Consider the following 12,435-nt stretch of genomic DNA (forward strand, 5'->3'; position numbering starts at 1 on the left):
CCGCACCCGCCCGTCCGGACTGCCGAGAGGAGCCCGCCACCGTGCCTCCCAGCGACGCGACCACCGACACCGGGGCCGGCCCCGGACCGCACCTCGTCGGGGGCGCCGAGGACACCCTCGACCTGCGGCTGAGCGACGACGTCGTCGCTCTGCTCGGAGACGGTGGGCCGGCGGCGGCCGAGGCGGCCGACACAGCGTCGCCGGACCGCGCCCGCGGGTCCCGCCTGCTCGATTCCCCCGCCGGGTGGGGCGCGGCCGGCACGTCCATCGGTGTCTTCCGGCTCGTCCCCGTACGGCTGGAGCGCGATCTGACCCTCATCAGCCGCTGGATGAACGACCCCGCCGTCGCCGCCTTCTGGGAGCTGGCCGGCCCCGAAGCCGTCACCGCCACCCATCTGCGCACCCAACTGCGCGGCGACGGACGCAGCGTCCCCTGCCTGGGTGTACTCGACGGCGTCCCCATGAGCTATTGGGAGCTCTACCGCGCCGATCTCGACGCTCTTGCCCGTCATTACCCCGCCCGTCCTCATGACACCGGCCTCCATCTCCTCATCGGTGGCGTGGCCGACCGCGGCCGCGGTGTCGGCACCACGCTCCTGAGAGCCGTCTCCAACCTCGTCCTCGACCACCGGCCGCACTGCGGCCGGGTCGTCGCCGAACCGGACCTGCGCAACACCCCCTCCGTCTCCGCCTTCCTCAGCGCCGGCTTCCGCTTCTCCGCGGAGATCGACCTCCCCGGCAAACGAGCCGCCCTCATGATCCGCGAACGAGCCCTGCGAGACCTGCCGTGAACGACCCGCTGCTTTCCACACACCGCACGATCCACATCGGTTCCGTCCCGAGGAGTCCCCGTGCCGACATCCCCGAACACACGCGCCTCCGCCACCACTACCGGTAACCCCAGCACCAGCGGCCCCACGGCCGAAGAGCCAGGCGACGGCACCAGCACCGGCGCCCCGGGCGAACCTCCCGCCCCCGCCCCCCTCTTCACCCCGCCGGAGCTGACCCAGCGGCTCTGGGCAGCGGCCGCCACCCGCCTCCTCGCGAAACTCCTCGGTGAATTCGCGTACGAGGAGATCATCGAGCCCCTCGCACGGCCCGCCACCGCCAACGGCCGAGCACCCGTCGGCTACACACTCCCGCTCGACGACGGCACGCCCCTCACCTTCACCGCCCACCGCGGCGCCTACGGCAGCTGGCGCGTCGACCCGGACTCCGTCGAGCTCGCCGGACAGCCCTTCCGCGACCCCCTTCGCTTCCTCGTCCTCGCGCGCCGCCTCCTCGCGATCGACGGCGCCACCCTCGGCCACCTCGTCCACGAACTGAACGCCACCCTCGTCGCCGACACCAGGATCGACGGCACCGCCCTCACCGCCGCCGAACTCGCCGACCTCGACTACGCCGATCTCGAAGGCCACCAGACCGGCCACCCCTGGCTCATACTCAACAAGGGCCGCATAGGTCTCTCCGCCACCGACGCGACCCGCTGGGCACCCGAGTCACGTGCCCCCTCCCCACTCCCGTGGATAGCGGTCAGCACCACCCTCGCCACCTACCGGGGCGTCCCCTCCCTCGCCTCTCCCGGCCGGCTCTACGGCTGCGAACTCGACCCCGCGACCCGCGACGGCTTCGCCTCCGCGCTCCGCTCCCGGGGCCTGGACCCGGACGCGTACCTCTACCTCCCCGTGCACCCCTGGCAGTGGGACGAGGTGATCCTGCCGCTCTACGCCGCCGAGATCGCCGCGGGCGCGATCGTCCCGCTGCCCACCGACGGCGACAGCAGACTGCCGCAGCAGTCCATCCGTACGTTCCTCAACACCACCCGGCCGGACCGGCACACGGTGAAACTCCCGCTGTCCATCCTCAACACCCTTGTCTGGCGCGGTCTGCCCACCGAACGCACGCTGGCCGCCCCGGCCGTCACCGCCTGGATGCGCGGCCTGTACGAGTCGGACCCCTTCCTCCGCGACGAGTGCGGAGTGATCCTCCTCGGGGAAGTGGCGTCGGTGACGGTGACCCACCCGCTCTACGACCACCTTCCCGAGGTCCCGTACCAGTACAAGGAACTCCTCGGCGCGATCTGGCGTGAACCGCTCCCGGCCAGACTCGCCCCCGGCGAACGCGCGCGGACCCTCGCCTCGCTCCTGCACACCGATCCCAGCGGCCGGGCCTTCACCGCCGAGCTCGTGGAGCGGTCCGGGCTCCCGGCCGAAGTCTGGCTCCGCAGGCTCTTCGCCGCCCTCCTGCCGCCACTGCTGCGCTTCCTCTACCGCTACGGCACCGTCTTCTCACCGCACGGGGAGAACGCGGTCGTCGTCTTCGACGAGCGGGACGTCCCCGTCCGCCTCGCGATCAAGGACTTCGTGGACGACGTGAACGTCAGCGCCCGGCCGCTGCCGGAGCACGAGGGGATGCCCCAGGAGGTCAGGGACACCCTCCTCACGGAGGAGCCGTCCTTCCTGACACAGTTCATCCACTCCGGGCTCTTCGTCGGCGTCTTCCGCTTCCTCGCACCGCTGTGCCAGGAACAACTGGACGTCCCCGAGCGGACGTTCTGGTCACTCTTACGGGCCGAGATCCTGCGCCACCAGGCCCGCTTCCCCGAACTCAAGGACCGCTACGAGACGTTCGACCTGCTCACGCCCCGTATCGCGCGGCTCTGTCTCAACCGCAACCGGCTGCATCTGGACGGATACCGCGACCGCGCGGACCGCCCGCACGCCGCCGTGCACGGGACGGTGCCCAATCCGCTCGCCCCGCCGGCGGACGGTGGAAGCGGGACGTGACCACCGTTGTCAGTGGTGAGCCGTAGGGTGGTCGGGCTATGACGAAGCCATCTCTCTCCGAGCTCCTCCATGCCGCCGTCACCGCTGTCGGCGGTGCGGAACGGCCAGGTCAGGTCACCATGGCCGAGGCCGTCGCGGAGGTCATCGACGACAACTCCCATCTGCTCGTGCAGGCCGGCACCGGCACCGGAAAGTCACTCGGCTATCTGGTCCCGGCGCTGGCGCACGGCGAGCGCGTCGTGGTGGCCACCGCGACCCTGGCCCTGCAACGGCAGCTCGTGGAGCGTGACCTCCCGCGCACGGTCGACGCGCTGAGCCCCCTGCTGGGGCGCCGGCCCGAGTACGCCATGCTCAAGGGCCGTTCCAACTACCTCTGTCTGCACCGCCTCAACGAAGGCGTGCCGCAGGAAGAGGAGGACGGCCTCTTCGACCAGTTCGAGGCGGCGGCGCCCACCAGCAAACTCGGCAAGGACCTGCTGAGGATGCGGGACTGGGCGGACGAGACGGAGACCGGCGACCGCGACAACCTCACGCCGGGGGTCTCCGACCGCGCGTGGGCGCAGATCTCCGTGTCGTCCCGTGAGTGCCTGGGCGCGACGAAGTGTGCCTACGGCGCCGAGTGCTTCGCGGAGATGGCGCGTGAGCGGGCCAAGCTCGCCGACGTCGTGATCACCAACCACGCGCTGCTGGCCATCGACGCCATCGAGGGCGCGCCCGTCGTCCCGCAGCACGAGGTGCTGATCGTCGACGAGGCCCATGAACTGGTGTCGCGGGTGACCGGTGTCGCCACCGGTGAGCTGACCCCCGGCCAGGTCAACCGCGCGGTGCGCCGGGCGGCCAAGCTGGTCGACGAGAAGGCCGCGGACTCGCTCCAGACGGCCTCCGAGACCTTCGAGCGGCTGATGGAGCTGGCGCTCCCCGGCCGCATCGAAGAGATCCCCGAGGACCTCGGCTACGCGCTGATGGCCCTGCGTGACGCCGCGCGCACGGTGATCTCGGCCATCGGGGCCACGCGCGACAAGTCCGTCCAGGACGAGGACGCCGTACGCAAGCAGGCCCTCGCGGCCGTCGAGTCCGTCCACAGCGTCGCCGAGCGGATCGCCAACGGCAGCGAGTGGGACGTGGTCTGGTACGAGCGCCACGACCGCTTCGGCGCGTCGCTGCGGGTCGCTCCGCTCTCCGTGTCGGGCCTGCTGAGGGAGAAGCTCTTCAACGAGCGCTCGGTGGTCCTGACCTCCGCCACGCTCAAGCTCGGCGGCGACTTCAACGGCGTCGGCGCGTCGCTGGGACTGGCCCCGGAGGGGACGGAGGGCGAGGACGTCCCGCAGTGGAAGGGCATCGACGTCGGTTCGCCCTTCGACTACCCCAAGCAGGGAATCCTCTATGTCGCGCGGCATCTCTCCCCGCCCGGACGGGAGGGTTCGCGCGGCGACATGATGGACGAGCTCGCGGAGCTGGTCGAGGCCGCGGGCGGCCGTACGCTCGGACTGTTCTCCTCGATGCGCGGCGCGCAGGCCGCCGCCGAGGAGCTGCGCGGCCGACTCGACACGCCGATCCTGCTGCAAGGGGAGGAGACCCTCGGCGAGTTGATCAAAGCATTCGCCGACGACCCCGCGACGTGTCTGTTCGGCACGCTCTCGCTCTGGCAGGGCGTGGACGTCCCCGGACCGAGTTCACAGCTGGTGGTGATGGACCGGATTCCGTTCCCGCGCCCCGACGATCCACTGATGAGCGCGCGCCAGAAGGCGGTCGAGGAGGCCGGTGGCAACGGGTTCATGGCCGTGGCGGCCACACACGCCGCCCTGCTGATGGCTCAGGGCGCCGGCCGGCTGGTGCGTGCCTCGGGGGACCGCGGTGTCGTGGCCGTACTGGACCCCCGGCTGGCGAACGCGCGGTACGGCAGCTATCTGCGGGCCTCGATGCCCGATTTCTGGTACACCACGGACCGTAACCAGGCGCGACGCTCGTTGGCCGCGATCGACGCGCGGGCCAAGGCGGAGGGCCGGTAGCCGAGCCGGTGGGGCACTCGACGGCGGGCCGGTCGGGGTCCGGTCCGGTCGGTCGTCGCGAGGACCGGCGCGGGCCGACCCCCTGGGGCCGCCCGCTGTGGGCACAGCGAGGCCCCGGGACCGGCGCAGTGGGTCCCGGGGCCGGCCTGAGCCGGCGAGCCCTCACACCCGCCGCAGGACCGCCACAACCTTGCCGAGGATTGTCGCGTCGTCGCCGGGAATCGGCTGGTACGCCGCGTTGTGCGGGAGCAGCCACACATGGCCGTCCTCGCGCCGGAAGCGCTTCACGGTGGCCTCACCGTCCAGCATCGCGGCCACGATGTCGCCGTTCTCGGCCACGGGCTGACGGCGGACCGTCACCCAGTCGCCGTCGCAGATCGCCGCTTCGATCATCGAGTCTCCGACGACCTTGAGGACGAACAGCTCGCCGTCACCGACCAGTTGGCGCGGCAGCGGGAACACGTCCTCGACGGATTCCTCGGCGAGGATCGGCCCGCCGGCCGCGATCCGGCCGATCAACGGTACGTACGACGCGGCGGGCTTGCCGGTCGTGTCCGTCTGCTGGGTGCTGGGCTGGTCGGAGCCCCGGACCTCGTAGGCCCTCGGCCGGTGCGGATCCCTGCGCAGGAATCCCTTGCGCTCCAGAGCCATCAACTGATGGGCGACGGAAGATGTGCTGGACAGGCCGACGGCCTGACCGATCTCGCGCATCGACGGCGGATATCCCCGTCGTTGCACGGAGTCGCGGATGACTTCGATGACCCGCCGCTGCCGGTCCGTGAGACCGGAGCTGTCCGCCCTGATTCCGGGAGGTCGGCCGGGCAGCGAGCGAGTGGGCTTTACGCCCTCCGGATTCGTGGCTGCGTCATTCATGGGATGCACCGGCTCGAGTCGGCTCTGGGAGCGGTCCTGGGCGGTAATGGTGGCGCTGTCTGCGGTGGTGGTCACGTCGGCCCCTCTCGAAATGTTCTCCCTAGCTGGACAACGGTAGTTGCTTTCGAAAGGTTGCGCCAAACACACGTTCGAGTGAAAATCCCCGGAAGTGCTGACGGAGCAATATCAGGGGTGTATGTGGCAGGTATTCGGCGCCCCTCCGCACGGGTCGTCCATGGCTCGTCTACGAGCCGCACACGGCTCATTGCGGAAATCCCCACCGCCGTTCCGGCGGGCCGGCGGCGTCCAGTGTCTCATCGGGCGGCCCCGGATCACGGGACCCTCCGGGCTCCCGTACTCTCGTGCCGAGCCTCCTCGCGCCGGGCGCCGTACGGCGGTCGATCCGTCGTCCGCCGCGACACGCTGAACCGCTCCGAAGCGTGCGCGAGCCCTACATGTAGTGGTTGGATTGGCTCAGTCGCCCAGAAGTAGTGGTCCCGGGTCTTTCCCGCCGGAGGTCATCGCCTATGCTGGAGACCGCTTCGTACGGCCCGACCAGGGCCCTGTCGAGGCTTCTCAGTCGTGCTGTGAAGGAGGGTCGGAAGCCATGCACTGTCCCTTCTGCAGGCACCCCGACAGCCGTGTCGTCGACAGCCGCACCACCGACGACGGGACGTCCATCCGGCGCCGCCGTCAGTGCCCCGACTGCTCCCGCCGTTTCACGACGGTGGAGACCGCCTCGCTGATGGTGATCAAGCGCAGCGGAGTCACGGAACCTTTCAGCCGTACAAAAGTCATCTCCGGTGTCCGCAAGGCATGCCAGGGACGGCCGGTCACCGAGGACGCTCTCGCCCAACTCGGCCAGCGGGTCGAGGAGGCGCTGCGCGCCACCGGCAGCGCCGAGCTGACCACCCACGACGTAGGGCTGGCCATACTCGGCCCCTTGCAGGAGCTCGACCTCGTCGCGTACCTGCGCTTCGCATCCGTATACAGGGCGTTCGACTCGCCCGAAGACTTCGAGGCCGCCGTGGCGGAGCTCCGCACGCGGCCTCCCGCAGAGGAAGGCGGGCCGGGCGCGACCCCCGAGGTCCCCGAGCCCGTCACCGCTGCCGACTGACCGGACACCGGCAGCGGCACGGTCACCGGCACCGACATCTCGGTCGGTGACGACCGATCGGTCATCGATCGGTCACCGACCTATCGCGACAGCTCAGCGACCGATCACTGTCGATCGGCGCCCGGCGGCGACCAGACCGGCCACGAGCGCCCGAGCGGCGCCCATGGCCTTGGACACATCACTGTGCCATGGGAAGAACGTGGCACATCAGGGCGTTTTCGCCTGTACATGGGAGGCGGCATGACAGAGACGGCGAGCGGTCCGACGGCACGGGGTTCCCGCGGCAAGGGAGCCAAGACCGGCAAGGGCCTGCGTATCGAGCGAATCCACACGACCCCCGGCGTGCATCCGTACGACGAGGTGGTCTGGGAGCGCCGGGACGTCGTCATGACCAATTGGCGCGACGGCTCGGTCAACTTCGACCAGCGTGGCGTCGAGTTCCCCGGCTTCTGGTCGGTGAACGCGGTCAACATCGTCACCAGCAAGTACTTCCGCGGGGCTGTCGGCACGCCGCAGCGTGAGACGAGCCTCAGGCAGCTCATCGACCGCATCGTGAAGACGTACCGCAAGTCGGGCGAGGAGAACGGCTACTTCACCTCACCCGCGGACGCGGAGATCTTCGAGCACGAGCTGGCGTACGCCCTCCTGCACCAGATCTTCAGCTTCAACTCGCCGGTCTGGTTCAACGTGGGTACGCCCCAGCCCCAGCAGGTCTCGGCCTGCTTCATCCTGGCCGTCGACGACTCCATGGAGTCGATCCTCGACTGGTACAAGGAAGAGGGCATGATCTTCAAGGGCGGCTCCGGCGCCGGCCTGAACCTCTCGCGGATCCGTTCTTCCAAGGAGCTCCTCTCCTCGGGCGGCAACGCCTCGGGGCCCGTCTCCTTCATGCGCGGTGCCGACGCCTCCGCCGGGACGATCAAGTCCGGCGGCGCCACGCGCCGTGCGGCCAAGATGGTCATCCTCGACGTCGACCACCCCGACATCGAGAACTTCATCGAGACCAAGGTGAAGGAGGAGGAGAAGATCCGCGCCCTGCGTGACGCGGGCTTCGACATGGATCTGGGCGGCGACGACATCACGTCCGTCCAGTACCAGAACGCCAACAACTCGGTCCGTGTGAACGACGAGTTCATGAAAGCCGTCGAGACCGGCGGCAAGTTCGGGCTGCGCGCCCGGATGACCGGCGACGTCATCGAAGAGGTCGAGGCGAAGTCCCTCTTCCGTAAGATGGCCGAGGCCGCGTGGGCGTGTGCCGACCCCGGCATTCAGTACGACGACACGATCAACCAGTGGCACACCTGCCCGGAATCCGGCCGGATCAACGGCTCTAACCCGTGCAGCGAGTACATGCACCTCGACAACACGTCGTGCAATCTCGCCTCGCTGAACCTCATGAAGTTCCTCAAGGACGACGACAAGGGAAACCAGTCCTTCGAGATCGAGCGTTTCTCCAAGGTCGTCGAACTGGTCATCACGGCGATGGACATCTCCATCTGCTTCGCCGACTTCCCCACGCAGAAGATCGGCGAGAACACCCGCGCCTTCCGCCAGCTCGGCATCGGCTACGCCAACCTGGGCGCCCTGCTGATGGCCACGGGTCACGCGTACGACAGTGACGGCGGTCGCGCGCTGGCCGGCGCCATCACCTCGCTGATGACGAGCACCTCGTACAAGCGCTCCGCCGAACTGGCCGCGGTCGTCGGCCCGTACGACGGCTACGCCCGCAACGCCGAGCCGCACCAGCGGGTCATGAAGCAGCACGCGGACGCCAACGGCGCGGCCGTGCACGTCGACGACCTGGACAGCCCGATCTGGGCCGCCGCCACGGAGGCCTGGCAGGACGTCGTGCGTCTCGGCGCGAAGAACGGCTTCCGCAACGCGCAGGCCTCGGTCATCGCGCCCACCGGCACCATCGGTCTGGCGATGTCCTGCGACACCACGGGCCTCGAACCCGACCTCGCGCTGGTCAAGTTCAAGAAGCTGGTCGGCGGCGGCTCGATGCAGATCGTCAACGGCACGGTGCCGCAGGCCCTGCGCCGCCTGGGCTACCAGGAGGAGCAGATCGAGGCGGTCGTCGCCCACATCGCCGAGAACGGCAACGTGATCGACGCGCCCGGACTGAAGCCCGAGCACTACCCGGTCTTCGACTGCGCGATGGGTGAGCGTTCCATCTCCGCCATGGGCCACGTCCGGATGATGGCGGCGATCCAGCCGTGGATCTCCGGCGCGCTCTCCAAGACGGTCAACCTGCCGGAGACGGCGACCGTCGAGGACGTCGAAGAGGTCTACTTCAAGGCGTGGAAGCTCGGCGTCAAGGCGCTGGCCATCTACCGCGACAACTGCAAGGTCGGGCAGCCGCTCTCCGCGAAGAAGAAGGAGCAGGTCGCCGAGAAGGCCGAGGAGACGATCCGCCAGGCGGTGGAGAAGGTCGTCGAGTACCGCCCGGTCCGGATGCGCCTGCCCAAGGGCCGCCCCGGCATCACCACGTCCTTCACGGTGGGCGGCGCCGAGGGCTACATGACGGCGAACTCCTACCCGGACGACGGGCTCGGCGAGGTCTTCCTGAAGATGTCCAAGCAGGGGTCGACCCTGGCGGGCATGATGGACGCCTTCTCGATCGCGGTGTCGGTGGGACTTCAGTACGGCGTCCCGCTGGAGACGTACGTCTCGAAGTTCACCAACATGCGCTTCGAGCCGGCCGGTATGACGGACGACCCGGACGTGCGCCTCGCGCAGTCGATCGTGGACTACATCTTCCGGCGCCTCGCGCTCGACTTCCTTCCGTTCGAGACGCGTTCGGCCCTCGGTATCCACTCGGCCGACGAGCGTCAGCGTCATCTGGAGACCGGCTCCTACGAGCCGTCCCTGGAGGACGAGAACGGCATGGACGTGGAGAATCTGGCGCAGTCCGCTCCGCGCCAGGTGGAGCCGCTCAAGTCGGTGAGCCCGACCGCGACATCACCCGTGTCGGAGGCACCCGCTCCCAAGCAGGCGCACACCTCGGCGGAGCTGGTCGAGATGCAACTCGGCATCAGCGCCGACGCCCCGCTCTGCTTCTCTTGCGGTACGAAGATGCAGCGGGCCGGGTCCTGCTACATCTGCGAGGGCTGCGGGTCGACGAGCGGCTGCAGCTGATCCCGGGCGCCGCTCCGCGTGAGCGGTAGTGCCTGATCAGAGGGGCGTCGGCCGTGTGCTGACGCCCCTCTTGCCGTGCCGGCGCCCCCGGGGCCGGGAGCCCCGCCGGCCCGTGAGAGATCCTCAGCCGGAGCTCGGCGCCGTCGTCACACCGTGCCCATCTGTTCCGTGAACTCCTGGGGGTCGGCGTCGAAGCCGCGGACCGACGGACGGAAGTCCCATGTGCCCGACTCGTTCCTGGAGAACTCCGCGATCGTCGCCGCCGTGGCCGCGGCGACCTCGGCGAAGTCGCTCGTCGTCAGCTCGGCCAGGCCCTCGACGACGCGGATGGACGGGCCCGATATGTCGCCGAACGTCCGGCGGTCCTCGCGTTGCTGGATGGCGACCCCCACGATCACGCGGACATAGTCCGAACTCAGTCGGTCGAGCTCCAGGGTCATCACCTCGTCGGAGCCGAATCCCTGGCCCGTGCGGCTCTCCCTCTCCAGGATGATCGTGCCGTCCGGTGAGCGGCTGTCGAAGTGCACCAGATAGGCCGGCCTGTCGCTCGGCGTCTCCGCGGTGTAGGTCGCGGCCACGATGTCCAGGTCGTGCGGTGGCCGGCCCAGCGGGCTCGGGTCCCATTTGAGGGTGACCTCAACTTTTTCGACGCCTCTGTTGAGACTGCTGCTCACCGGTCATCCCTCCGTACGTCCGACAACTCCGAATACAAGGCTAGTCCGCGAGACCGACAACACACCCCCCGTACGGGTCAGTTGAAGCCACTTGGCCACGACTCGCCATCAAGGGCTGCCACCAGGTCTCCCCGCCCCGTCTCAGTGCGGTATCCGGCGCGGCGCCCTCGTGCGGACCTCCTCACGGAAGAGCTCGATGGCGCTGCTCACCTGCCGGATCAGATGCGTGTTCTCGATACGGTCGAGATAGAGGCAACGGCGCGCGACACCCTCCAGTTCGAAGGCGAAACAGAGCGACATCAGCGGATTGACGAACAGTTCGCTGCCCCGGGTGCGGGAAGTGAACTGGACGTCCCCGAAAGAGCCCTGCACCGCCGCGGCTATCGACCCGTTCACGATGCTCGGGTGGTCCGGTGTGCACTCCTGCGCGTGGGCCACCGCGTCGACGAACAGCGCGCCCTCCCGTGTCGAACGGGGCACCGAGAAGGCTCCGAGATACGCGCCGTCCCGTTCGAGCGCGGCGATGTTCTCCAGTACGAGCCCGTGGCTCACCCCGTGGTACGCGTCGACCCCGAAGCCCACCGAGACGATCAGCCGCTCGGGCACGTCGATCCCGGCCAGCGCGGCGACGCTGGTCAGATCCTCCTCGGGCGTCCCGAGGCCCGACTCGTCGCCGCGCATGAGGATGTCCGTGCCACCGTCGACCAGTACCACGGCGTCGATCTCGTACCTCTCGACCAACGCCCGGTAGGCGGCGCGCAGCGGCTGCACGCCGACGCGGCTGAACGCGTGCACGGTGCTCGGACAGCGGTGCAGGGCCAGCCACTGGGCGAGCGTGCGTTCGGGGAAGTACGCCTGGTGCGGGGCCGAGTCCGCTGTGACGGCGGCGACGTCGGGGGCGAGCCGGTTCTCCGGCGGCAGCCCCTCGACCGCGCTGGACGAGAGGTTCGCGAGCTGGACCCGCTTGCCCTGGTGGAGAAGGGACAGGGTCAACGGCAGCCCCGCGTAGATGTCGAATCCGCCGCCCGCGCCGGCCACCAGCACGCTCTCGGCGGACTCCAGACGGGTGAAGAGCGGGTTGGTGTGCAGGGCTGTCATGTGGATCATTGTGCGGCTCGGGCCGGGTCGGTCGGAGCGTGACCTGGGCCACGTCCGGCCCCGTACGATGGCGCGGTGCTGGTCAAGTGGATTCGCTGCACGGTGACGGACCGACGTGGTTTCGAACGGGGGCAGCGGAAATGGGCGGGGCTGCTCGGTGAGCCGGGATTCCGGGGGCAGGGCGGGGGGTGGAGCAGGGTGCGGCCGGGTGTGGCGCACGTCTTCGCCTTCTGGGAGAGCCGGGCCTTCTACGACTCCTTCATGGCGCGCTCCCACGACCGGCTGGCCGCCGCGCAGTCGGGCACCTTCCGGGACTCCCAGGCCAAGCTCTTCGACTACCGCTTCGATGTGAAGACGGGTTTCGAGCCGAAGTTCACGGACGCGGACGTGGTCCGGATCGCGCACTGCAAGGTGCGTGAGGACCGGGTCGAGCACTTCGCGCTGATGCAGGAGAAGGTGTGGAATCCGGCGATGGCCGGCTCGCCGGGGATGGTGCGCGGGGTGTTCGGGGACGCGCCGGGCAACGAGTTCCTGGTGCTGTCGATGTGGCAGTCGGCGGCCGAGCACGGCAAGTACCGGATCGAGCGCGTGGAGCGGCTGACGCTGCGCGCGCAGACCGCCGCGGACGTGGCGGCCCTGGCGGGCGACGTCGTCGCGCTCGAACCCACCTGGACGGTGTGACAGCAGGGGCAGGTGTGACACGTGTGGCGGGGGCCGCCGCCCCGTCCGTGGTCGCGCGA

The 12,435-nt window shown here is 69.4% G+C and carries 9 protein-coding genes; 6 read left to right on the forward strand and 3 right to left on the reverse strand.

Annotated features, from left to right (window positions below; translation table 11 throughout):
• The first annotated feature begins 41 nt into the window (after positions 1–41).
• From SSPS47_RS25845 to SSPS47_RS25855, 3 genes are all read left to right on the forward strand, one after another.
• Positions 42–791: a GNAT family N-acetyltransferase gene (locus tag SSPS47_RS25845; protein ID WP_164253057.1), complete on the forward strand. Its 750-nt coding sequence runs from the start codon at positions 42–44 to the stop codon at positions 789–791.
• A gap of 210 nt (positions 792–1,001) precedes the next feature.
• The gene (locus tag SSPS47_RS25850; RefSeq protein WP_164255009.1) at positions 1,002–2,786 is read left to right on the forward strand and encodes an IucA/IucC family siderophore biosynthesis protein; all 1,785 of its coding nucleotides are present in this window, start codon (positions 1,002–1,004) and stop codon (positions 2,784–2,786) included.
• Between the two features lie 38 nt (positions 2,787–2,824).
• Positions 2,825–4,795, forward strand: a complete 1,971-nt coding sequence (locus SSPS47_RS25855) for an ATP-dependent DNA helicase (protein ID WP_164253058.1) — start codon at positions 2,825–2,827, stop codon at positions 4,793–4,795.
• A gap of 162 nt (positions 4,796–4,957) precedes the next feature.
• On the opposite strand, the gene lexA is transcribed toward SSPS47_RS25855, so the two are convergent.
• Positions 4,958–5,743 (reverse strand): transcriptional repressor LexA, encoded by a 786-nt coding sequence (lexA, locus tag SSPS47_RS25860; protein WP_147878172.1) that lies wholly within the window; start codon positions 5,741–5,743, stop codon positions 4,958–4,960.
• Positions 5,744–6,275: 532 nt separating this feature from the next.
• On the opposite strand from lexA, the gene nrdR reads away from it, so the two are divergent.
• A complete protein-coding gene (nrdR, locus tag SSPS47_RS25865) occupies positions 6,276–6,785 on the forward strand; it encodes a transcriptional regulator NrdR (protein WP_164253059.1) in 510 nt (169 codons plus the stop codon).
• A gap of 240 nt (positions 6,786–7,025) precedes the next feature.
• Positions 7,026–9,923, forward strand: coding sequence for a vitamin B12-dependent ribonucleotide reductase (locus SSPS47_RS25870; RefSeq protein ID WP_164253060.1), 2,898 nt, complete (start codon positions 7,026–7,028; stop codon positions 9,921–9,923).
• A gap of 146 nt (positions 9,924–10,069) precedes the next feature.
• Here the strand turns inward: SSPS47_RS25870 and SSPS47_RS25875 are convergent, their stop codons facing one another.
• Positions 10,070–10,597, reverse strand: coding sequence for a TerD family protein (locus SSPS47_RS25875; protein WP_164253061.1), 528 nt, complete (start codon positions 10,595–10,597; stop codon positions 10,070–10,072).
• Positions 10,598–10,738: 141 nt separating this feature from the next.
• A complete protein-coding gene (locus SSPS47_RS25880) occupies positions 10,739–11,695 on the reverse strand; it encodes a DUF1152 domain-containing protein (RefSeq protein ID WP_164253062.1) in 957 nt (318 codons plus the stop codon).
• 75 nt (positions 11,696–11,770) lie between these two features.
• Here SSPS47_RS25880 and SSPS47_RS25885 point away from each other — a divergent pair, with 75 nt between their 5' ends.
• Entirely contained in the window at positions 11,771–12,376 is a 606-nt protein-coding gene (locus SSPS47_RS25885; RefSeq protein WP_164253063.1) for a YdbC family protein, read from the forward strand.
• Positions 12,377–12,435: the final 59 nt, after the last annotated feature.

The sequence above is a fragment of the Streptomyces sp. S4.7 genome (assembly GCF_010384365.1).
GTDB lineage: Bacteria > Actinomycetota > Actinomycetes > Streptomycetales > Streptomycetaceae > Streptomyces.

Coding starts and splice junctions, on each gene's coding strand:
- SSPS47_RS25855 (WP_164253058.1), top strand. CDS start 2,825: ATGACGAAGCCATCTCTCTCCGAGCTCCTCCATGCCGCCGTCACCGCT.
- nrdR (WP_164253059.1), top strand. CDS start 6,276: ATGCACTGTCCCTTCTGCAGGCACCCCGACAGCCGTGTCGTCGACAGC.
- SSPS47_RS25870 (WP_164253060.1), top strand. CDS start 7,026: ATGACAGAGACGGCGAGCGGTCCGACGGCACGGGGTTCCCGCGGCAAG.
- SSPS47_RS25880 (WP_164253062.1), bottom strand. CDS start 11,695: ATGACAGCCCTGCACACCAACCCGCTCTTCACCCGTCTGGAGTCCGCC.